At 45.9% G+C, this 20,366-nt stretch carries 22 protein-coding genes, 1 pseudogene and 1 riboswitch; of the genes and pseudogenes, 8 read left to right on the forward strand and 15 right to left on the reverse strand.

Features of this window, described 5'->3' with window-relative positions:
- Positions 1 to 3: 3 nt before the first annotated feature.
- Positions 4 to 642 (reverse strand): pentapeptide repeat-containing protein, encoded by a 639-nt coding sequence (locus MKY10_RS05825; RefSeq protein WP_015252392.1) that lies wholly within the window; start codon positions 640 to 642, stop codon positions 4 to 6.
- Between the two features lie 205 nt (positions 643 to 847).
- On the opposite strand from MKY10_RS05825, the gene MKY10_RS05830 reads away from it, so the two are divergent.
- Positions 848 to 1,654, forward strand: coding sequence for an alpha/beta hydrolase (locus tag MKY10_RS05830; RefSeq protein WP_003245141.1), 807 nt, complete (start codon positions 848 to 850; stop codon positions 1,652 to 1,654).
- A gap of 27 nt (positions 1,655 to 1,681) precedes the next feature.
- Here MKY10_RS05830 and cysC read toward each other — a convergent pair whose 3' ends face one another.
- The 3 genes from cysC to MKY10_RS05845 form a co-directional block, all read right to left on the reverse strand.
- On the reverse strand, positions 1,682 to 2,281 hold the full coding sequence (gene cysC, locus MKY10_RS05835; RefSeq protein ID WP_003245829.1) for an adenylyl-sulfate kinase: 600 nt from the start codon (positions 2,279 to 2,281) through the stop codon (positions 1,682 to 1,684).
- On the reverse strand, positions 2,278 to 3,447 hold the full coding sequence (gene sat / locus MKY10_RS05840) for a sulfate adenylyltransferase (protein ID WP_015252391.1): 1,170 nt from the start codon (positions 3,445 to 3,447) through the stop codon (positions 2,278 to 2,280). Before sat ends, cysC begins: the two co-directional genes overlap by 4 nt.
- Before the next feature lie 112 nt (positions 3,448 to 3,559).
- A complete protein-coding gene (locus MKY10_RS05845) occupies positions 3,560 to 4,270 on the reverse strand; it encodes a phosphoadenylyl-sulfate reductase (RefSeq protein WP_015252390.1) in 711 nt (236 codons plus the stop codon).
- A 184-nt stretch (positions 4,271 to 4,454) separates the two neighbouring features.
- Between MKY10_RS05845 and MKY10_RS05850 the strand changes: the two genes are divergently transcribed.
- Together MKY10_RS05850 and MKY10_RS05855 are read left to right on the forward strand one after the other, a co-directional pair.
- On the forward strand, positions 4,455 to 5,141 hold the full coding sequence (locus MKY10_RS05850) for a 2-phosphosulfolactate phosphatase (RefSeq protein WP_046160265.1): 687 nt from the start codon (positions 4,455 to 4,457) through the stop codon (positions 5,139 to 5,141).
- Entirely contained in the window at positions 5,138 to 5,896 is a 759-nt protein-coding gene (locus tag MKY10_RS05855; RefSeq protein ID WP_015252388.1) for a phosphosulfolactate synthase, read from the forward strand. Before MKY10_RS05850 ends, MKY10_RS05855 begins: the two co-directional genes overlap by 4 nt.
- A gap of 44 nt (positions 5,897 to 5,940) precedes the next feature.
- Here the strand turns inward: MKY10_RS05855 and MKY10_RS05860 are convergent, their stop codons facing one another.
- From MKY10_RS05860 to MKY10_RS05890, 7 genes are all read right to left on the reverse strand, one after another.
- Positions 5,941 to 6,570 carry a YitT family protein gene (locus MKY10_RS05860; RefSeq protein WP_009966972.1) on the reverse strand — a complete coding sequence of 210 codons (630 nt, stop codon included), beginning with the start codon at positions 6,568 to 6,570 and terminating at the stop codon, positions 5,941 to 5,943.
- Positions 6,571 to 6,665: 95 nt separating this feature from the next.
- Positions 6,666 to 7,781 carry a mandelate racemase/muconate lactonizing enzyme family protein gene (locus MKY10_RS05865; protein ID WP_015252387.1) on the reverse strand — a complete coding sequence of 372 codons (1,116 nt, stop codon included), beginning with the start codon at positions 7,779 to 7,781 and terminating at the stop codon, positions 6,666 to 6,668.
- 8 nt (positions 7,782 to 7,789) lie between these two features.
- A complete protein-coding gene (locus tag MKY10_RS05870) occupies positions 7,790 to 9,058 on the reverse strand; it encodes an MFS transporter (RefSeq protein WP_003233041.1) in 1,269 nt (422 codons plus the stop codon).
- 111 nt (positions 9,059 to 9,169) lie between these two features.
- Complete coding sequence (locus tag MKY10_RS05875; RefSeq protein ID WP_015252386.1) at positions 9,170 to 10,018, reverse strand: GNAT family N-acetyltransferase; 849 nt, start codon at positions 10,016 to 10,018, stop codon at positions 9,170 to 9,172.
- Between the two features lie 5 nt (positions 10,019 to 10,023).
- Positions 10,024 to 10,473 carry a GNAT family N-acetyltransferase gene (locus MKY10_RS05880; protein ID WP_041345512.1) on the reverse strand — a complete coding sequence of 150 codons (450 nt, stop codon included), beginning with the start codon at positions 10,471 to 10,473 and terminating at the stop codon, positions 10,024 to 10,026.
- A 90-nt stretch (positions 10,474 to 10,563) separates the two neighbouring features.
- Positions 10,564 to 12,402, reverse strand: a complete 1,839-nt coding sequence (locus MKY10_RS05885) for a bifunctional homocysteine S-methyltransferase/methylenetetrahydrofolate reductase (protein ID WP_003245847.1) — start codon at positions 12,400 to 12,402, stop codon at positions 10,564 to 10,566.
- 89 nt (positions 12,403 to 12,491) lie between these two features.
- Positions 12,492 to 12,609, reverse strand: a riboswitch (SAM riboswitch).
- 106 nt (positions 12,610 to 12,715) lie between these two features.
- A complete protein-coding gene (locus tag MKY10_RS05890; protein WP_014479415.1) occupies positions 12,716 to 13,207 on the reverse strand; it encodes a YajQ family cyclic di-GMP-binding protein in 492 nt (163 codons plus the stop codon).
- 98 nt (positions 13,208 to 13,305) lie between these two features.
- Here MKY10_RS05890 and MKY10_RS05895 point away from each other — a divergent pair.
- Positions 13,306 to 14,203, forward strand: a pseudogene (locus MKY10_RS05895) (S1 RNA-binding domain-containing protein).
- A gap of 52 nt (positions 14,204 to 14,255) precedes the next feature.
- On the opposite strand, the gene MKY10_RS05900 reads toward MKY10_RS05895, so the two are convergent.
- Genes MKY10_RS05900 through MKY10_RS05910 form a run of 3 tightly spaced genes read right to left on the reverse strand, consistent with a single transcriptional unit; the run spans position 14,256 to position 16,287 of the window.
- Positions 14,256 to 14,840, reverse strand: coding sequence for a sporulation delaying protein family toxin (locus MKY10_RS05900; RefSeq protein WP_003244950.1), 585 nt, complete (start codon positions 14,838 to 14,840; stop codon positions 14,256 to 14,258).
- Positions 14,837 to 15,766: a sporulation-delaying protein SdpB family protein gene (locus tag MKY10_RS05905; RefSeq protein ID WP_032730460.1), complete on the reverse strand. Its 930-nt coding sequence runs from the start codon at positions 15,764 to 15,766 to the stop codon at positions 14,837 to 14,839. Before MKY10_RS05905 ends, MKY10_RS05900 begins: the two co-directional genes overlap by 4 nt.
- Positions 15,751 to 16,287 carry an SdpA family antimicrobial peptide system protein gene (locus tag MKY10_RS05910; RefSeq protein WP_003245405.1) on the reverse strand — a complete coding sequence of 179 codons (537 nt, stop codon included), beginning with the start codon at positions 16,285 to 16,287 and terminating at the stop codon, positions 15,751 to 15,753. Before MKY10_RS05910 ends, MKY10_RS05905 begins: the two co-directional genes overlap by 16 nt.
- Positions 16,288 to 16,464: 177 nt before the next feature.
- Between MKY10_RS05910 and MKY10_RS05915 the strand changes: the two genes are divergently transcribed.
- The 4 genes from MKY10_RS05915 (at position 16,465) to nprB (ending at position 19,461) form a co-directional block, all read left to right on the forward strand.
- Positions 16,465 to 16,812, forward strand: coding sequence for a PadR family transcriptional regulator (locus MKY10_RS05915; RefSeq protein WP_003245674.1), 348 nt, complete (start codon positions 16,465 to 16,467; stop codon positions 16,810 to 16,812).
- Positions 16,809 to 17,396, forward strand: coding sequence for a hypothetical protein (locus MKY10_RS05920; RefSeq protein ID WP_061891211.1), 588 nt, complete (start codon positions 16,809 to 16,811; stop codon positions 17,394 to 17,396). Before MKY10_RS05915 ends, MKY10_RS05920 begins: the two co-directional genes overlap by 4 nt.
- A gap of 19 nt (positions 17,397 to 17,415) precedes the next feature.
- Entirely contained in the window at positions 17,416 to 17,709 is a 294-nt protein-coding gene (locus MKY10_RS05925; RefSeq protein ID WP_003233021.1) for a DUF3784 domain-containing protein, read from the forward strand.
- A 135-nt stretch (positions 17,710 to 17,844) separates the two neighbouring features.
- Complete coding sequence (nprB, locus tag MKY10_RS05930) at positions 17,845 to 19,461, forward strand: neutral protease NprB (protein WP_019712362.1); 1,617 nt, start codon at positions 17,845 to 17,847, stop codon at positions 19,459 to 19,461.
- Positions 19,462 to 19,507: 46 nt separating this feature from the next.
- On the opposite strand, the gene MKY10_RS05935 is transcribed toward nprB, so the two are convergent.
- The gene (locus MKY10_RS05935; protein WP_003245785.1) at positions 19,508 to 20,359 is read right to left on the reverse strand and encodes a DegV family protein; all 852 of its coding nucleotides are present in this window, start codon (positions 20,357 to 20,359) and stop codon (positions 19,508 to 19,510) included.
- Positions 20,360 to 20,366 lie beyond the last annotated feature (7 nt).

Genomic DNA, 20,366 nt, shown 5'->3' on the forward strand with positions numbered 1-20,366 from the left:
TGGTTATACGATGACAGCTCCCAGTGACCTGGCGAAGGCAATCGCGTGCTCAGGTGCGATTTTGCAGCCTTTCAATTTGTCGAGGGAGACATGAAGCTGTTCAAAACGGCACGTGCTGATGTCCATGTTTTGAAGGGACGTGCCGGTAAAGCTGGCGCCTTCTAATTCGCATCCGTCAAAGTGTGTCTGCTGGAGCACCGTATTGCTGCATTCACTTTGCATAAGAGCACAGTGATCAAATCGAACTTGTTTCATATTTGAGTACGAAAATGAGCTGAAATGTCCGTGGCATTCCTCGAATGAAACATTCCGCAGCGTTGCTTCCGCCACATTCATTCCAACCATTTTTGACTGCTTAACTGAAGTTCTGTGAATGACAGCCCCGCTGAAATCGGCGTTTGATAAATCACATTTTTCAAAGATCACATCGGTCAGTTCAATATGCCGAAAAGACACATCGATAAAGACGACATTTCTGAATACCGTTTTTTCCACACAGAGTCTTTCGATATCTTCGCCGCAGATTGTACAATCTTCAAACAAATGCATGCTGATTACATCATCCTGCGTCACGGCATCATGAAAATCTGCGGTTTGCAGGTTTTCCGGTATGTTCGGTTTTTGAATTGCGATTTTATTCATGTGATGACATCCTTTGCTGCCCGAAAAACAGAGGCTTCCGGGTTCAATTTAATAGATCGTTAAGGAAATTGATACATATAGTAAATCGTGAAGAGCCTTTTCTTGGTACAGCAGCCAGCTTGTTTTGTAAGCATAAATGGAAAGCTTCCTATACGTCAAGGCGTTTACAGGCCGGGAAAGCCAAAGGGAACAGGAGGAATGCGGAATGGGGCATTACATCAAAACCGAGGAGCATGTGACACTGTTTGTAGAGGATATCGGACATGGAAGGCCGATCATCTTTTTGCACGGGTGGCCGTTGAATCATAAGATGTTTGAATATCAAATGAATGAGCTTCCGAAAAGGGGATTTCGTTTTATCGGCGTTGATTTACGGGGATATGGGCAATCTGACCGCCCTTGGGAAGGCTACGATTATGACACGATGGCCGATGATGTGAAAGCAGTCATTTATACGCTGCAGCTTGAGAATGCGATTCTTGCCGGTTTTTCAATGGGCGGCGCCATTGCAATCCGTTATATGGCAAGGCATGAAGGAGCCGATGTTGATAAGCTGATTTTACTGTCTGCAGCGGCCCCCGCGTTTACAAAACGCCCGGGTTATCCGTACGGGATGAGGAAGCAGGATATTGACGATATGATTGAATTGTTCAAAGCTGATCGGCCCAAAACACTGGCTGATTTAGGGAAACAGTTTTTTGAGAAAAAAGTGTCTCCAGAGCTTAGACAGTGGTTTCTCAATCTGATGCTGGAGGCCTCCTCCTACGGGACGATCCACTCGGGCATCGCATTAAGAGACGAAGATCTCAGAAAGGAACTTGCTGCAATCAAGGTGCCGACGCTGATCCTGCACGGGAGAAAGGATAGAATTGCGCCGTTTGATTTTGCGAAAGAATTGAAGCGCGGCATCAAACAGTCGGAATTGGTTCCGTTTGCAAACAGCGGGCACGGAGCATTTTATGAGGAAAAAGAGAAGATTAACAGTTTGATTGCGCAGTTCTCCAACTCATAAGAAAAAACCCGACATTGATCGGGTTTTTTATATAATTCCTCTGTTTTGCAGTGCGTTAATGATGAGATCAGCTCCATCGGAAATAGAAGTCTGGTCAGACTCAATGATGAAATCGGGTGAAAGCGGCGCTTCATACGGAGAATCGATCCCGGTGAAATGTTTGATCTCTCCGTTTCGCGCTTTTTTATAAAGCCCTTTTGGATCGCGCTGTTCACAAACATGCAGCGGGCACTTCACATAAATTTCGAAGAACTCACCTTTAGGAAAGAGCGCTCTAACCATGTCCCGATCCTCTCTGAATGGAGAAATAAAAGCCGTTAAAATCATTTGCCCGCTGTCGACAAACAGCTTCGCCACTTCTCCGATCCGGCGGATGTTTTCAATCCTGTCACCAGTCTGAAATCCAAGATCTTTGTTTAAGCCGTGGCGGATATTATCACCGTCAAGCACGTAGCTCTGAATGCCCTTGCGGTAAAGCTTTTCATCGACTGCATTGGCCAGCACCGATTTTCCAGAGCCGGACAAACCTGTAAACCAGAGGACGCAGCTTTTGTGTCCGTTTAAGGACTGTCTGTCAGACTTTGAGATGGCAGCGGGATGCCAAATGATGTTCGGATTGTGTGTCATTGCAATTCCCCGCTGTTTTGCTTGATGGCAACAGGCTGTTGGTGAAGTCCCTTGATCAGCACGGCTGCGACCTCAGGCCGGCTGAATTCTTTAGGCGGCTTTTTGCCTTGGCGGAGAAGCTCTCTCACTTTTGTGCCTGATAAGTGGATGTGGTCTCTCGGGCTGTGCGGACATGTTTTGGAGGTGCCCATGTTTCCGCATTTTCGGCAATAAAAGCTGTGCTCAAAAAACAGCGGCTTGATGCCCAGCTCTTCCTCTGTGAATGATTGAAAAATATTTTGGGCGTCGTATGTTCCATAGTAGCTGCCGACACCCGCGTGATCACGGCCTACAATAAAATGGGTGCAGCCGTAATTTTTTCGGACGAGCGCATGGAAAATCGCTTCCCGCGGACCTGCATAACGCATGGCGGCAGGGAAAACCGATAACATGACACGATCCTTTGGATAATAGTGATTAAGCAAAGCCTGGTAGCTCTCCATTCTGATATCGCTGGGGATATCGTCTGACTTTGTTTCTCCGACAAGTGGGTGAAGCAGCAGACCGTCGACCGTTTCTAACGCTGTTTTTTGAATGTATTCATGCGCTCTGTGAACAGGGTTCCTGGTTTGAAAGCCGACAATCGTTTTCCAGCCGAGTTTTTGAAAGGCCGCTCTTGTTTCTGCGGGCGTTGCATAAAACTGTTTGAAAGATTTGTCAGGCAGGCGGCTGACCGTGATAGGCCCTCCGATATAGTAATCCGGGCGCGCCAGCAATTTTTTTACGCCTGGGTGGGCAGGATCGTTTGTTTTAAAAACAGACAGTGCTTCTTGTGTTTTATCAGGCTGGTATATATCGGTGACTGTGATCATGCCGTAGGTAACACCGTCTTTCACAAGCTTGACGTGATCTCCGGCAGACAGCTGTCTTGCTGTTTTTTCTCCGACAGGCAGCGTAATCGGCAGGCTCCACGGCAAGCCGTTTGCCAGCCTCATCTCTTTCACAACGGAATGATAATCTTTTTCTCCCAAAAAACCTGTTAACGGGCTGTAGCCGCCGATCGCAATAAGCTCCAGATCACTCAGTGCAAGCTGATCCAGCTCTGCTTGGCACGCGCACCCTTCAAAATGGCATGCGGGATCACAGCGGTTGATTAATACCCCTCCGTGGGGTTCGTTTCCATTCAACGTGTTCAACCTCCATTTATACGTTTCCTTGTTTTCTTTTCTGCACTTAATGAAAGTTTGACATCAGCGCCTTAACATCATTTCGATTCTCACATCAAGAACCTGCCATCCGCTATTCTTGATGCAGGCCGCATTCTGTTTTCTCCCGTCCGGCCCATCTTCCAGCCCTCTCATCGTTCGGGTCCGGGGAAGGCAGTGTACACATTTCACAGCCTATGCTCGGATAATGTTGATCGTGCAGTTTGTTATAAGGCAAATTGTGCAGGCGGATGTACGTCCAAACGTCATCCCATGTCCAGTGGATAAGCGGGCAAATTTTGATGAGCTCAAACTTCTGGTCCAGGTTTACGTATTGAATATGCTTTCTCGTTGGTGACTGCTCCCGGCGCAGTCCTGAAATCCAAGCTGTCATGCCGGACAGGTGCTTTTTGAGCGGTTCGATTTTCCGCAATTGGCAGCAGAGGTTCGGGTTATGCTTCCACAGCTCTCCGCCGTACTTCGTCCCCTGTTCTGTTAAGCTCAGCTCGGGTTCGAGCATCTGGATTGCAAATCCCGGATATCGCTCTTTGACGGTCTCGATCAGCTCATATGTTTCCTGAAAATGAAGCCCGGTATCCAAAAAGATGATGTGTGCATTTTTGTTGATTTTTGATATTAAGTCGAGAAGCACCATTCCTTCTGCGCCAAAGCTGCAGGCGTACACAATCTTTTCTCCGTACGTTCGGTAAGCCCATTTCAACACATCGAGCTCATCGATCAATTGATCCGTTATCCGTTTGGACAGCATGTCGTTCCAAGTGTCATATGTGATGGTTTCGTTCAATGTTTTCCCCCCGTTTGCATCTGCTTTTTTTATCTATTGATCGAGTTATAGGCAGACTATTCATTTTTTGCATAAAGGTTCAGGTTTTAGGTGCCGCGCCCGCCTAAAATGAGGTGCGGAACCATTAAGAGCCCGGCTGAATATGCTTTTTAGCAAAATGGTTTTATGCCCAAGGAGAGGTAGTATGCCGATTGCCATTTATCAGGGGCATCATCATTCGCTTGCCCCGGCGGACATTAACATCGTCATTGATGTCATCAGAGCCTTTACGGTCGCCCATTATGCGTTTATCGGCGGGGCGAAAGAGATTTTGTTGGTCCGGACAGCTGATGAAGCCTTTGCGCTGAAAGACACCTATCCGGATTATGTTTTGACGGGAGAGGAAAAGGGGGTCGGTATCAGCGGATTTGATTTAGATAATTCTCCAAAACGTATGGCTGGGCAGAATATGACGGATAAAAGCCTGATCCAGAAAACAACAAACGGCGTCACAGCAGCATTGGGGGCGCTGAACGCAAAGCATCTGTTCGTAACTGGATTTTCCAATGCCAAAACAACGGCACAGCATGTGAAAAAGCTCGTCGCAAACGATTGTGTCATAAACATAGTGGCTTCCCATCCATCCGGTGATGACGATATGGCGTGTGCGGAGTATATCAAAGGCATCATTGAAGGGACAAATGCGGTAACGGCTGAGGAGGCGATTCAAAGAATAAAAGGCTCTTCTGTTGCAGAGAAATTTTTTGACCGCCGCCAGCCATTATTTGATTCGGAGGACATCGCTTACTGTGCAAAAGAACTGACGGGCGATTTTGTGATGAAAGTGAAACAAGATGGAGAAGTTCCAACGATAGAGAGGGTCATAATATGAATGATTTTTCACTAGAATTGCCAGTGAGAACAAATAAGCCGAGAGAAACCGGGCAGTCCATTTTAATTGATAACGGCTATCCCTTGCAATTTTTCAAAGATGTCATAGCCGGAGCGTCCGACTATATTGATTTTGTGAAATTCGGCTGGGGCACATCATTACTTACGAAAGATCTTGAAGAAAAAATCAGCACACTGAAAGAACATGACATTACATTTTTCTTTGGCGGCACACTGTTTGAAAAGTACGTAAGCCAGAAAAAAGTGAATGAATTTCATCGGTACTGCACCTATTTCGGCTGTGAATATATTGAGATTTCAAACGGTACGCTCCCGATGACAAATAAAGAGAAAGCGGCTTACATTGCCGATTTTTCTGATGAATTTCTTGTGCTCAGTGAGGTGGGCAGCAAGGATGCGGAATTAGCAAGCCGGCAAAGCTCTGAGGAATGGCTTGAATATATCGTTGAGGATATGGAAGCGGGCGCGGAAAAAGTGATTACAGAAGCCAGAGAAAGCGGAACGGGAGGGATCTGTTCCAGCAGCGGCGATGTCAGGTTTCAAATTGTTGACGACATCATTTCCTCGGATATTGATATCAACAGGCTGATTTTTGAAGCGCCTAACAAAACGCTTCAGCAAGGGTTTATTCAAAAAATCGGGCCGAATGTGAATCTGGCCAATATTCCATTTCATGATGCCATCGCGTTGGAAACGCTGCGTTTAGGGCTAAGATCCGATACCTTTTTTCTGTAAAACAGCGGCTGCGGGGCTCTCGTCGTGAAGAGAGCCTCTGCCTATTATTTTTTATGGCGGTACATAGGCGTGAGATAGGGAAGAGAGGTCAGGCGGATGTTGTAGATGAAGTCGATGACTCTTGTCGATATCACCTGGCATATGAGGGCTTGAATGACGATGCCCCAGTCAATAATAGACGCGGTGACCATAAAAATGATGCAATTCATGATGAGCAGGATCGTTCCGGGATTCCCGCCGCGGTAGATAGAAATCATCAGAGCAAGGGCTCCGAATCCTCCGTTCGAAATTTTATATTTGTATAAAAGTCCGATGCCGAGTCCCAATAACACTGCGCCGCTTGCCAGATCAAGCCACAGATTAGATGTGATATCCGGAAAAACCGCATCAAAGATCAATACCGAGACAGAGGTGACGGTGATAGAAGCGAGGGTGCCGGTGAATGTTCTCATCTCCAGCCATTTTAAAGCGGTAAAAAGCATTGATACATTCACAGCCCACACTGAAAATCCGTGGGGGATTTGAAACAGATAATGCAATAGCACCGCAATACCTGCTGCACCGCCTGTCGGAATATCATGCGGAAATAAAAACAAGGACATGCCGAGTCCCTGTAGTACGCCGCCTACGACAATCATAAACGTAAGTTTTGCTTTCATCAGCAGTTCAGCCATTAAGTCATTTGCTCCTTTATGAAAAGACTTGTCCGCTGTTTTCATTTTATGAGGCTGTCCATTATTTATGTCTCAAAATAAAGAAATGGCCCAGCTTAATATGCTGAGCCATCCCACTTGTAGCGATTGACGACCTCCATATTGATCTCTGTTCCAATGCCTTTTCCTTTCGGGATGTGGACCATTCCTTTTGAAGGCTGCAGGCTGACGAGATCTGTAAAAGGATTCTCCATGACGTCCCACTCGATCGGTTCAATGTGATCGTACTTCATTTTAGACCATGGGGGCAGACAGGCTTGTGCAAATAAAGCATAGAGCCGTGAGAGCGATCCGTCATATGCATGGGCGGATGCTCTGACGCCGAAATAACGCGCGAGCTGGAGGCAGTCCCGAAACTCATCAATTCCGTTGACATGCATGACATCGGGCTGAATGATATCCAAACAGCGCTGTGAAAGGAGAGGCACATATTGCGCCGGGCCTTTCATGTTTTCTCCGCCGGCAACAGGAACAGACAAACGGCTTCGAAGCATAGCGTAATCCTGCGGCTGATCAAAGGGCAAAGGCTCCTCAAGCCAGCCAATGTTCGTCCATTCGGAGAAATAGCGCTCCCATTTAAAAGCCGCAGCGGCATCGTAGCTTTGGTTTGCGTCCAGAATCATCGTAATGGAGCTGCCTGCTGTATGCTGCAGCGCATTGATGTGCCGGACATCCTCCTTGAATGAAGTCCCGCCAATTTTGACTTTGATTTGCTCAAAACCTTTTTTCAACTGGGCTTCAACATTGGAGACTGAGCGGCTGATCCATTGCGGGGAGTCTGAGTACGATTGAAAAGACGCGTACACAGGAATCTCCTCTCTGTATCGCCCGCCCCATAATTCGCAAACCGAACAATCCGCAGCTTTGGCTGCAATCTCTGTCAGCGCCATGCTTACAGCGGAGGCCGCCCGCTGGTGCCATTTTTGAATCGTGCGCACTAATGACAGGCGGCTGCCAGCCTGTTTTCCTAATAGAAATGGGATGATCCGCTTCGTAAAACCGACATGGAGAGCAGGGAGCCAATCAACGCATTCTCCCCAGCCGTCTATCCCGCTTTCGGTGATAATCCTGATGAGATAACAAGTCCGATATCGTTTAAACCCATTGGCATCTCCGTATGGCTTTTCTAATCGGTGAAATAGCGGAAAGGTTTCAATCCGTACAATTTTCACACTGGGTGCTACCTTTCCTCAGCGGGCTGGAGCCGATTGCCAGCCATTTTAGGGTCTTCTTTTTCTTTTGTTTCTTCATTGTTTTGCTTCACATGGATGAGCATCATCACAAGAATCCCGACAACGAGAGTCAATCCCGCGATGCTTAAAAACATGCCGGGTCTGGACCATTGCATCAGGCGGCCGAAAATCGGAGGACCGATCGCTACCCCTAAGAAACGTACAGAGCCGTACAGCGAGGTGACAAATCCCCGTCTTTCTTTGCCGACAGCCCCGGTAATGAAACTGTTCACACAAGGAAGGACAAGACCTGAGCCTATGCTGCTCAGTACAAGAACACTGATAAAAAGGACAAGATTTTCAATGAATGACAGTGCCGCGTAGGATACGGTCATGAACGCCAATCCAAGTACGATCAGCTTTTTCATTAACGATTGCTTTTGCCCGATTTTGCTTCCTGTTGTATAGGACGTCACACACATAACCAAAAGCGGGATCGCTAAAATCAAGCCTTTTTTCACGCCGTCGGTGTCGTATGTTTTTTCAAGAACATCTGAGAGATAAAACAGGATGCCGAATAAAGTAAACAAACAGGTCGCACCGGCTAAATAAGCGGTAAACAGCCATCTGCCCTCATGTTTAAAGACACTTAACAGCCCTTTTGCATATTTTCCGATTGGTGGCGGTTCTTTTTCCTTTTTCTTTTCTTTAATAAAAATCCAAGTCAGTACGATCGAAATGATACAAAACACAGGAAAGGCAAAAAACGCACCATACCAGACAAGCAGGGCGATCAGCGAGCCAATGATCGGCGATAGCACTTTCCCCATGCCGTTTGAAGCTTCAACAAGGCCGAGCACCTTGCTCTCCTGGGCGCCTTTAAACAGATCTCCCGTCAGTGCCATGGCAATTGGGCCGGTTCCGGCTGCCCCGATTCCCTGTAACGCTCGTCCTGCCATGACCCAAGGGTATGCATTGTCAAAAAAACCTGCCGCAAACCCGGCTAACAAACCGCCGGCACCATACAAAATTAAGCAGGGAATAATGATGACTTTCCTTGAGAATCGGTCTGCGAGATAACCGACAATCGGAATCGCAAATGCTGCAATCAAGGAAAATACTGTGATCACGAGACTGACTTGAAATTGTGATAAATGAAGTTCAGATTTCATTTTTGGCAAAATCGGAATAAGCATCGAGTTTCCTAGGGTTAATATTAAAGGGATTGAACCGATTGCTACAATCGTCATTCCGTTATTTTGTTTTGATGATTCCATCTCAGAGCACACTCCTTTTCTTCTGCTTAGAATGTCCCTGATGGCTTCGTTTATTCAGCGATCAGACAGCAAAAAACCGAACAGAAGATACCTGTTCGGGAAAAAAGAGGGTTAACCGAGAGCCTGTGAAATCAAAGCATATATGTGTCCATTTTGAATAGGCGCTTTTTTCTGATAGAACAAAAGCGGAGGTTCATCATCTTTAAGAAATCCCATTTCTATCAGGCTGTCATGCAGAGACGTGTGTTCACTCGGTATATCGATTCGCATCGGCCCTTGTTTGCCGGCCGCCAGCCTGTTAATTATTTGTGCTGCAACATCTGATGATGGAGCGATGATAGGGCCGAATTTCAAATTGGCCGGTGTCTGTACAGAAAGTCCGTAGCCAATTAGCTGTCCGTCCTGATTTCGGGCGATGATACATTCGCATGAAGCAGAAATAAGCTGCTGCAAAAGGTTTGATCGATCTCCGCCAAAGGCAGCCAGATCCGCCGCGGTTAAGTCGTGAAAGTCTTGTTCTCTAAAGGATGTCAGTTCAGCATCAAGCTTTTTTGTATAAGGTTGAAAACTATGACAGCTGTACTTTCGCACTGAACCTGCCGTATGAAAACCTGCTTTTTCATAAAGCGGCAAACCTTCTTTTGTGGCGCAAAGCCTGATGGCGGTGTTTTCATCCGTTTGGGTGATACAGGCGTTTACCATACGCCGACCGAGACCGAGCCGTTGATATTCTTTGTCCACGATCACGAGGCCGATAGAAGCAAGACGGCCAAACAAAAACAAGCCGATGCAGGAAATCATCTCACCGCTGACATTTTGATAGCCGAAAAAGCGTCCTTGCTGGACAAGCAGTGCCAGCTCTTGTTCGCCGTAATCCGGCCACCCGGCTTGCCTGCAAAGCCGCAATAGACTAGGGATATGTTCTTCATGAAGCTTAATCAGCTTATCGATTACCCTCATACAGATCACCTGCTTGTTTCGAGTTTTTTATACATGATGATATGAGTGCCTATGCCGGGAATCTCAAACGGTTCGCCGAGTACTTCCCACCCAAGCTTTGAATAGTAGCCTTTCACATGGCTTCTGGCATTGCACCAGACTGCCTGAACGCCGTTCTCCGCCAGTTTCTCTTCCGCGTGTTTGATCAGCGTGCTCCCGCCTTTTTGATCGCGATATCCTTCAAGCGTTGCCATGCCTCTCAGCCGATATGCTGGGGATTCTTTTATTAATGGCTGATTTTGCGGGGAAAAAGAAGCGATGCTGATCAGCTTTCCTTCAAAAAACGCGCCGAGATGAAAGGAGCCTTTTGCATGATCCTCTTCATATTTGCATTGTTCAATGGATTGATGGGGACGCAGAATGCGATGCCGGATTTCATATGTATCTTCCGCGGAAATGGTTTTGACTTCGAGCATAATGTTCCTCCTCATGACTGTTTTTCTATATCGTAACACGAATCCCGTTGAAAAAGACCGTCCGATTGGATCAGACAGTCTTTAAAGGGATTAATGCAAAAAGATATTTTGGCGCTGCTCATCTTTTTGCTGAATATATGAAGTGAGCTCAGCGGTTAAGTCAGATCTGAGGAAAGGCGTTATCAAGTAGATGCCGTTAAACAGCTCGCATGCCGTATCCAGCAGGGAGCGTGCAATTGCAAGGCCTTCCGCCTTTTGCTTTTCTTTATCTTCACCGGCATGGGCCATTTTTTCGCGAATCGTATCAGACAGCTTAATGCCGGGAATTTCATTATGGATGAATTCGGCATTCCGGCTGCTTGTCAGCGGCATGATGCCGATATAGATCGGCGTCTTCAGATGTTTTGTTTCGTTATGGATATCGACAAGCTGCTGCTCGGAATAGACAGGCTGAGAAACAAAATAATCTGCGCCGCAATCTATTTTTTTCTCAAGCCGTTTTACCGCTTTATCCAGATGGCGGACGTTAGGATTAAATGCGGCGGCAACTGAGAAATTCGTTTTCTTGCCGAGCGGTTTTCCAGACAGAGACAGACCTTCATTGAATTGTTTGATCAGCCTGATTAAATCAAAAGATGTTAAATCATATACAGACGTCGCACCAGGAAAATCCCCGATTTTAGAAGGGTCACCTGTAATAGCAAGCACGTCATTCAGCCCTAACGTATCAAGGCCCATTAAATGTGACTGTAAGCCGATAATGTTACGGTCACGGCACGTAATATGGACAAGGGAACGCATATCGAGCTGCTGCTTGACAAGGGCACCGCAGGCAACATTGCTGATCCGCGGGGTCGCCAAAGAATTGTCGGCGAGTGTCAGGGCATCGATTCCCGCTTCTTTTAATTCAGCAGCCGCCGATAGAAATTTGTCAAAGCTTAGTTTTTTCGGCGGGTCCAGTTCTACGATAATAGAGCGTTTTTTCGCTGCGATCTCATCCAGGCCGGGCTCGGTTCGCTCGTGATGAACAGAAATGAATTCTTTGGCCCGGGTTTTGACTTCTTTTTCCGTAATCGGAGCCAGCCCGCCAACTGCTTCCGCCATCGCCCTGATGTGATTCGGCGTTGTGCCGCAGCAGCCGCCGATAATCCGCGCACCTTGCTTACGGAATTCTGACGCGCTGTTTTGAAAATACGTGTCGTCTGTTTCATAGACGAGCCGTCCCTCTTCAAGCGAAGGAAGACTGCTGTTCGGATAAACGGATAAGAATACGTCATCAAAAATCGGCACTTCGCTTAGCGCTTCAATCATGTGATAAGGGCCGAGGCGGCAGTTAATGCCGACAATATCAGCTCCGAGATCCGCAATCGAGCGCAATGCGTCAGAAAGCGGCGTTCCGTCCTGCAATACGCCTTGCTCGTGCATGGAGACATTGAGCATAATCGGAAGATCAGTCTCTTTGCGCGCGATTTTCAGCACTTCACGGGCTTCTTCCAAATCATAATATGTTTCTAACAGCAAGCCATCCGGCTCTTCATGCAGCAGCAGATACAGCTGCTCGCGGAAGCTGCGCTTAATTTCGTCAAGACTGTATGCGTTTTTATTAAATGTGCGTATGCCGCCCATCGTTCCAAGCACGTATGCATCGCCTGCTGAAGCCCGCGCGATCTTTACGGCCTCCTGATTCATTTTTTTGATGTCATCCTCAAGCCCGTGTCTGGATAATTTAATATAGTTGGCCCCGTACGTATTCGTTTGAATAATGTTGGCTCCCGCTTCAACGTACGCTTTATGTATGCGCTGAATTTCCTCCGGCTTTGAAATATTGAGCTCCTCAAAACACCTGTCAATGCCATAGGAGTAGAGGAGCGTCCCCATGGCGCCGTCACCGATTAACACCTGTCTTTGCAAATCTTCTAAAAGTCCCATTGTCTGCCTCCTTTATTCACATCAGCAAGGAAAAAAGAGAAATAAAAAAAGTCCTCTTAAGAAGAAGACTTTGTCAGTGATTTTGTCTCTTCTTATCTTCCAAGCTGTTCGAGCTTGCTGGATTTAGCACCTTGGTCATGGCTGATCGCCATTACACCGGTTGCTGAAGCTTCGTCGGGCCAGTCCCTCTGCTTCTCTTGATAAGAACGGATATGAAATTTTCGTGTCAGGAAGTGCCAAAAGATACCTGGCGTTTTTCCCTTTCTCCAAATTTACCGAAAATAAAGACAATAATCAATAGGAATCAGAAAATTTATCTGAAATTTATAAATTGAACGTCAATTGGCAGATCTGCTCCCCGCACAGCTGAGATAATCTGCTGCAGGTCATCTTTGTTTTTTCCGGTGACACGCACTTGATCATCCTGCACCTGAGACTTTACTTTCAGTCCGGAGTTTTTGATGATCGTATTGATTTTTTTTGCGTTGTCCTTGTCAATGCCTTGAACAAGCTTTGCACGCTGGCGTACCGTTCCGCCTGACGCGTTTTCAACCTTGCCGTACTCAATGTTTTTTGTCGGTACGTTTCGTTTAATCAATTTGCTGACCAGCACATCTTTCAGCTGGCTTAATTTGAATTCGTCATCGGAAACGAGGACGAGCTCCTCTTTATCTAAAGAAATGTCGCTTTTGCTGCCTTTAAAGTCATATCGGGTACTGATTTCCTTCAGTGCAATTTGGATTGCGTTTTGCACTTCAGGCAATTCCACCTTGGATACAATATCAAATGAGCTTTCTTTAGCCATATGAAAACCTCCATAACATTTAACTTATGTGTTGATTATAGTAGAATAAAGAGAAACTTCCAACAGAACAAAGAATCAATTTGTGATGATTGGAAAAAATGTTAACAAAATCCGCAGAGGAATAAGCGGAACAGGAAGGACGATAGCATGAGACCAGGGCAGCAATTAACCTTGAGTATAGATCACCAAACCGACTTCGGTTACTTTTTAACCGATGGGGAAGATACGATTCTCTTACATAACAGTGAAATGACTGAGGATATCGAGGACAGAGACGAAGTAGAAGTCTTTATATACGTCGACCAGCAGGAAAGGCTTGCGGCCACGATGAAAATTCCGGTCATCAGCGCGGATGAATATGGCTGGGTTGAAGTGGTGGATAAAGTGGAAGATATGGGCGTTTTCGTTGATGTCGGTTTATCGAAGGACGCACTAGTCGCAACTGAGCATTTGCCGCCGTACGAAGATGTCTGGCCGCAAAAAGGGGACAAACTTTACTGTATGCTGAAGGTGACGAACCGGGGGCGCATGTTTGCGAAACCAGCGCCGGAAGATATCATCAGCGAACTGTTTACCGACGCTTCAGAAGATCTGATGAATAAAGAGCTGACAGGTACGGTGTACAGGCTGATCGCATCGGGTTCATTCGTGATCACGGATGACGGTATCCGCTGTTTTATTCACCCGTCAGAAAGAAAAGAGGAGCCAAGACTGGGTTCAAGAGTCACAGGCCGAGTGATTCAAGTGAAAGAAGACGGTTCAGTCAACTTGTCGCTGCTTCCGAGAAAACAGGATGCAATGTCAGTTGATGCTGAGTGCATTCTAACGTATATGAGAATGAGAAACGGTGCCATGCCGTACAGTGACAAAAGCCAGCCTGACGATATCAGAGAACGTTTTAATATGAGCAAAGCCGCCTTTAAACGCGCACTGGGCCATTTGATGAAAAACGGAAAAGTGTATCAGGAAAATGGATGGACATACGAGAAAAAATAGCATGAAAACGGCTCGCCTGCAGCAGACTGCGGAGCGAGCCGTTTTTTTATGTCTAGTTTAATTCATCAACCAGTGTTCTGATTGCCATTTCGCGATCCACATTGTCTGAAATCGCAATCGGCGTAATATCAATGGCGAGAATGATCAGAATCAGGGCACCTGCTGCAGCAACATAAGAAACATAATAGAAATAGTTAGCGGTATCAACAGTGTTGACAAGCTCGGCCTGAACTCTGGATGTATCATCCTTAGAAGCGGCGATTTCCTTTGCAGCTTCTACTTTTTCTTCAACGATTTGACCTGCTTTTTTCAGCAGTTCATCCACTTTCAATGCATCTTTGCTGTAAACAGCTTTCTTCAGGTTATCAAAAAAGTCAGCATCCTCTTTTTTAATATCAGCGACAACCTGATTGGCAAAAGCCTTTGCCTGTTTTGTGTTGAGTTTGTCTGTCATCGCTTTATTAAAGACCTCTGGAAGCTGTTTGCCAACTTCCCCTTGGGCAAACACAAAGCCTTTAAAAATTTCCTCACCTGAATACTCAAGCTGCTTTGCCTGTGCCACACTTTCTTGCTGCTTCACCAAAAACACAGTCGTCACCAATACAACCGACAAAAATACTAGAAACGCCTTCTTCAAACTGAAACCTCTCCCTTCTTGTGTTTTTTATTCCACAACAGTCTGCGAATATATGTAAATTGAATCGTGGAATCGATAGGAGTGAGATACAATATCAAAATGCCGGCCATGATAATCGAAAAACTGATGAGGCCCAGCATGACTGCAAAAATCTCATGCATAAAAACAGCGATGATCAAAATCAATCTCCAATGCTTCTTCGGCGCAAACAGCGCCGCGAAGATGACAATTTGAACCAGCAGCGTCCCCCATGTCGGAATCACCACGAACGGACTTGTTACAATTGGCTTCGTTAACGCCTGAAAAAAGCCGTTGAAGCCTATGGTTTTTTCCTGGGCGAAATAATAGACGGCCGTTCCGTCCACCCATTCCTGCTGAGACAGCTTAGCGACGGTAGAGTGAAAATAAAGCACCGCCACTTGGATTCTGATCACAAAATAAGAAATAAAAGCTGTTATTTTTCCAAGTGTTCTTTTGCCCTCTATAGGTCTCGTACTCCAATGCCATTTTCTCGGATCGGTCAGCGTGATGGGAAGCAATAAAAAGGTCATGACGGCTGCTGCCTGCTCGCCTCCGTCGATGACGATCAGCGATGACTGCAGACTGTAACTGACATACCAATGCAGAACCCCGGTGATTCTGGGGCGCCAGCCAATGACAACAAGCACCAGAATGACAATGCAGACCCACCTGAAAAGATTTAACATCATATAGTTATTTTCGCCGAGGCAAAAGAGACTGAGATTCATTTTACAAGCTGGATAGCTGCTGATCCCGCTGGCTGGCTTCATAATGAGGCTCGGGTGATTGATGAGCAGCGTCAGCAGGCTGGATAGCGCAATGATGCTTCGCGCGAGGCCGTATACATTTGTCCACGGGTTTCTTTCGTCCCATCTGGTGATGGTCTGTTTTATGTTTTCGAGCATGAAATCACAACCTTGACTATGCTTTTTACCTGATAAGACGAAGGGGTGTATTTAGAATAGCTCCAAGGAACAATATCCTCTTTCGTCAAATAGTAGCTGCCACAAAGCAGCGGGCGGGGAGCGGGTGTTTTTAATTGCACGGTTTTGGCTTTGCTTTTGCATGCGCCGAGGTCCTTTTCTTTACATGCTGTCCACTGTTCCTTGCCGACTTGGCTGTAGATCACGCCCATTTCAACGCCTTGTGACCGCCCATACCGATACAGGCCGAATAGGTTGTCAGCCCTCATATTGGGCCATCTGACCTTGGCGCTGGCATTTTCAGCCTCATATAAGCCGATTGCAGTATCACGCGGATTTTTGCTGAAAAAGCCCCAGCCCTGAGGGAGGATGCTGGACATGAGAAATTTGGAGTCCTTTGTCAGCGGAATCGGGGTTGTCCCTAAGCTGCCAATAATAGAAAACAGAAATAGCGAACCCCAAAGGATTGAAAAAATGACAAAAAATGATATCGATTTCTGCATTCGACTGCTCCTTTTAACCTGAAGAATCGTTTTTACACTTTTCATAATATAAAAACATTTATGTAATAAAAAGGTTAAAAAGTATGAGAAATTCCATTTTTGTTAAAAGAAAAAACAGGACATTTTACACTGCTATATGTGATTGATATATAGTGGTTTTTTCGATATATTTAAACCATGAAAACGAATCAAGTTAATGACCGCTGGATTGTTCAATTTCGAAAAGGGATTTTCGAGCTGGCCATCCTATCCCTTCTGCGTTCTAAACCGATGTACGGTTATGAGCTGACGTCATCCTTAAAAACCACCTCGGCTCTGGCTATTTCAGAGGGAGCGATTTATCCGATTCTGAAACGTATGACCGAGAAGGGATGGATCGAATTTTTTTGGGAAGATTCACTGGACGGCCCGAAAAGAAAGTATTACAAAATGACACAAAAAGGAGAAGAAATGTTAAAAGAACGGCTGGAGAAATACCTGGAAACCCATCAAGCCTTACTGTCTTTATCGGGGGATTTGCTATGAATGGACAGCTTATCATTGACCGATACATGGAGGAACTAAATGCAGAGCTGGCGAATATGCCTGATGTAGAGAGAGAAAACGCTATCGACGAATTAAAGGGGCATATCACCGCATTCGTTCAAGACAGAATCAAAGCCGGCCTTAGTGAAGAGGAACTGCAGGAAGCTGTTGAATCTGAATTTTCTCATCCGAAGGAGCTTGCCGAATTGATGATAGGTGATGGGGGAGAGACGAAAAGGAGGAGGTCTTTATTGGGCAAAAGCTGGCTTTCGGTCCTTCTCATTGTCACGATTATCGCCCTGCCGCTGCTGCCGTCCGACTTCAGACATCTGCCGCTGGCTGTTTATTTAATGGTGCTCGCCGGATATGTATGGAAGCGGAAAAAATTGATGATGTTTGCAGGTGTCAGAAAAAACAAAATGCGCTCTCAAAAGGAGATTGTTACGATTTCGCGAGTCGGTGCGGTTTATCTGCTGTTTTTAGCAGTGGTGCTTCTTTTGAGCCCGTTCCTCAATGCGCTTGTCGTCCTGCTGCTGATTGCAGTAAGCTGCGCCGCTTTTTTTCTTTTTCTTAACATCAAGTAATCTTGTAGGAGGCTGTAAGATGGAAATCAGCATCAATTATCTATTAATTGTCATCGCGCTTTTATTCTTTGTGGTTGCCTATTTTGTCGGAATCAAAAAACAAACCTGGATGCTGGCTGGGTTTAACGAGGCGCGTATACGGGATAAAGACCGGCTGGCCAGAATAGCAGGCTACTTTTTCTTGAATTCCGGTTTGTTCATTTTGCTGAATAGTTTTATCTCATTTCAAGGTCAGGAGCAGCTCATACCTCCGCTTATACTGGCATATGGAGCAGGGGTTATTATTTATGTCAATAAAAAATTAGTAGAGTAGAAAAAGAAGGGCAGAGCGAAATATCTCTGCCCTTCTTTTTTGGGAAAATAAGAACGAAGCACCACATACAAGTTTTTGTATTTTTGATAGGATGAAGAAAAATGGTAGATTCCAAAATAGGAAGGATGTGGTGTTTTGCGCAACCTGACCAAGACATCTCTATTACTGGCCGGCTTATGCACGGCGGCCCAAATGGTTTTTGTAACACATGCCTCAGCTGATCAAAGCATCAAATACGACCATACGTATCAAACCCCTTCATACATCATCGAAAAGTCACCGCAGAAGCCGGTACAAAACACAACCCAGAAAGAATCGCTATTTTCCTATCTTGACAAGCATCAAACGCAGTTTAAGCTCAAAGGGAATGCGAACAGCCATTTTCGTGTTTCGAAAACCATAAAGGATCCAAAGACAAAACAAACGTTTTTTAAATTAACGGAGGTTTACAAAGGAATTCCGATTTACGGCTTTGAACAAGCGGTCGCGATGAAGGAAAACAAACAAGTGAAAAGTTTCTTTGGAAAGGTGCATCCGCAAATCAAGGACGTCTCCATCACACCGTCTATTTCTGAGAAAAAAGCAATACATGCAGCAAGGCGTGAGCTCGAGGCTTCCATTGGAAAAATCGAATATCTTGATGGGGAACCAAAAGGCGAATTATATATCTATCCACACGACGGTGAATATGATCTCGCCTACCTTGTGAGACTCTCGACATCTGAACCTGAGCCTGGCTATTGGCATTATTTCATCGATGCCAAAAACGGAAAGGTCATTGAGTCCTTTAATGCCATTCATGAAACGGCAGGTACAGGAATCGGCGTATCAGGTGATGAAAAAAGCTTTGACGTCAGAGAACAAAATGGGCGCTTTTATTTGGCTGACGAAACAAGGGGAAAAGGGATCAATACATTTGACGCGAAGAACCTGAACGAAACCTTGTTTACGCTTTTGTCTCAACTGATCGGGTATACGGGCAAAGAAATAGTCAGCAGCACGTCCGTATTTAATGAACCTGCGGCTGTAGACGCACACGCAAATGCGCAAGCCGTTTACGATTATTACAGCAAGACATTTGGCCGTGATTCTTTTGATCAAAACGGAGCAAGGATTACGTCTACCGTGCATGTCGGCAAACAATGGAACAATGCTGCGTGGAACGGTGTCCAGATGGTATACGGGGATGGAGACGGTTCGAAATTTAAGCCGCTGTCTGGATCGCTCGACATTGTCGCGCATGAAATCACACACGCAGTCACACAGTATTCCGCCGGTCTTTTATATCAAGGAGAACCCGGTGCATTAAATGAGTCCATTTCTGACATTATGGGCGCGATGGCTGACCGTGATGATTGGGAGATCGGCGAAGATGTCTATACTCCTGGTATTGCAGGAGATTCATTGCGGTCATTGGAGGACCCATCTAAGCAGGGAAATCCAGATCATTACTCGAACCGCTACACAGGAACAGAGGATTATGGCGGAGTCCATATCAATTCGTCCATTCACAATAAAGCAGCTTATCTTCTTGCAGAAGGAGGCGTGCACCACGGTGTACAGGTTGAAGGGATTGGGCGTGAAGCAAGTGAACAAATTTACTATCGGGCTTTAACATATTATGTAACGGCATCTACAGATTTCAGCATGATGAAGCAAGCGGCGATTGAAGCTGCCAATGATTTATACGGTGAAGGCTCAAAGCAATCAGTTTCAGTCGAAAAGGCGTATGAGGCTGTCGGCATTCTATGAGCAAACAAAAACAGTCAGGACACAGAGTCTGACTGTTTTTGTTTGCTCATTTTCTTAAAAAGAATATCGCCAATGTACCTGGGCCGGCATGCGAGCCGATTGCTGAACTGATTGGATGCATAATGATTTCTTTCGGCTTGAACGCTTCCTCAATCAGGTGTTTCATGTCCGTGGCTTTTTCTTTGTTCGCGGCGTAGCTAATCCCGACGGTTTGATTGCTCCAATCATCCCCGCGCTCTTTCATAAGCTCGATGATCCGTTTGAAAAGTTTCTTCTGTCCGCGGATTTTTTCCAGAGGCACAAGCTTGCCGTCCTCCATCTGAAGCAGCGGTTTAATATTCAACAGGCCGCCGACAAAAGCGGACGTTTTGGATATCCGGCCGCCCCTCGCGAGATATGTTAAATCATCAACGGTAAAAATGTGTTCAAGCTGGCTGCAAAAGTTCTTTACAGACGTTTCAATTTCTTGTATTGTATTCCCGTTGATACAGAGATCGGCAGCATGCCGGACAGCCAGACCGTATCCTAATGAAGCGCATTTGGAATCAATGACCCGCAAATCGAAATCGGGGAATTCCTCCTTCACTTCATTGGCGATCATTACAGCTGTCTGATACGTGCCGGAGAGACCTGAGGAAAAGGCAATGTAAAGAGCGGGATCACCTGTTTCGGCATATTGCAAAAACACATTTTTAATTGTTTGCGGTGAGGCTTGGGATGTCTTAGGCGTTTCTCCATTTTGCATCGCTTCAAATATTTGATCCGCATGAATTGTGACTGCATCTTCGAATTCTTTATCGCCGAGAGAAACCCTGAGCGGAATAAAGCCAATGCCTTTTTCTTCAAAATAAGAACGAGGCAAATCAGTGGCGCTGTCAGCGATGAGATGAACTGTCATATTGCTT

The organism is Bacillus sp. FSL P4-0290 (assembly GCF_037975435.1).
GTDB classification, from domain to species: domain Bacteria; phylum Bacillota; class Bacilli; order Bacillales; family Bacillaceae; genus Bacillus; species Bacillus subtilis.

Coding starts and splice junctions, on each gene's coding strand:
- MKY10_RS05825 (WP_015252392.1), bottom strand. CDS start 642: ATGAATAAAATCGCAATTCAAAAACCGAACATACCGGAAAACCTGCAA.
- MKY10_RS05830 (WP_003245141.1), top strand. CDS start 848: ATGGGGCATTACATCAAAACCGAGGAGCATGTGACACTGTTTGTAGAG.
- cysC (WP_003245829.1), bottom strand. CDS start 2,281: ATGACACACAATCCGAACATCATTTGGCATCCCGCTGCCATCTCAAAG.
- MKY10_RS05850 (WP_046160265.1), top strand. CDS start 4,455: ATGCCGATTGCCATTTATCAGGGGCATCATCATTCGCTTGCCCCGGCG.
- MKY10_RS05855 (WP_015252388.1), top strand. CDS start 5,138: ATGAATGATTTTTCACTAGAATTGCCAGTGAGAACAAATAAGCCGAGA.
- MKY10_RS05860 (WP_009966972.1), bottom strand. CDS start 6,570: ATGGCTGAACTGCTGATGAAAGCAAAACTTACGTTTATGATTGTCGTA.
- MKY10_RS05870 (WP_003233041.1), bottom strand. CDS start 9,058: ATGGAATCATCAAAACAAAATAACGGAATGACGATTGTAGCAATCGGT.
- MKY10_RS05875 (WP_015252386.1), bottom strand. CDS start 10,018: ATGAGGGTAATCGATAAGCTGATTAAGCTTCATGAAGAACATATCCCT.
- MKY10_RS05880 (WP_041345512.1), bottom strand. CDS start 10,473: ATGCTCGAAGTCAAAACCATTTCCGCGGAAGATACATATGAAATCCGG.
- MKY10_RS05885 (WP_003245847.1), bottom strand. CDS start 12,402: ATGGGACTTTTAGAAGATTTGCAAAGACAGGTGTTAATCGGTGACGGC.
- MKY10_RS05890 (WP_014479415.1), bottom strand. CDS start 13,207: ATGGCTAAAGAAAGCTCATTTGATATTGTATCCAAGGTGGAATTGCCT.
- MKY10_RS05905 (WP_032730460.1), bottom strand. CDS start 15,766: ATGCTCGAAAACATAAAACAGACCATCACCAGATGGGACGAAAGAAAC.
- MKY10_RS05910 (WP_003245405.1), bottom strand. CDS start 16,287: ATGCAGAAATCGATATCATTTTTTGTCATTTTTTCAATCCTTTGGGGT.
- MKY10_RS05915 (WP_003245674.1), top strand. CDS start 16,465: ATGAAAACGAATCAAGTTAATGACCGCTGGATTGTTCAATTTCGAAAA.
- MKY10_RS05920 (WP_061891211.1), top strand. CDS start 16,809: ATGAATGGACAGCTTATCATTGACCGATACATGGAGGAACTAAATGCA.
- MKY10_RS05925 (WP_003233021.1), top strand. CDS start 17,416: ATGGAAATCAGCATCAATTATCTATTAATTGTCATCGCGCTTTTATTC.
- MKY10_RS05935 (WP_003245785.1), bottom strand. CDS start 20,359: ATGACAGTTCATCTCATCGCTGACAGCGCCACTGATTTGCCTCGTTCT.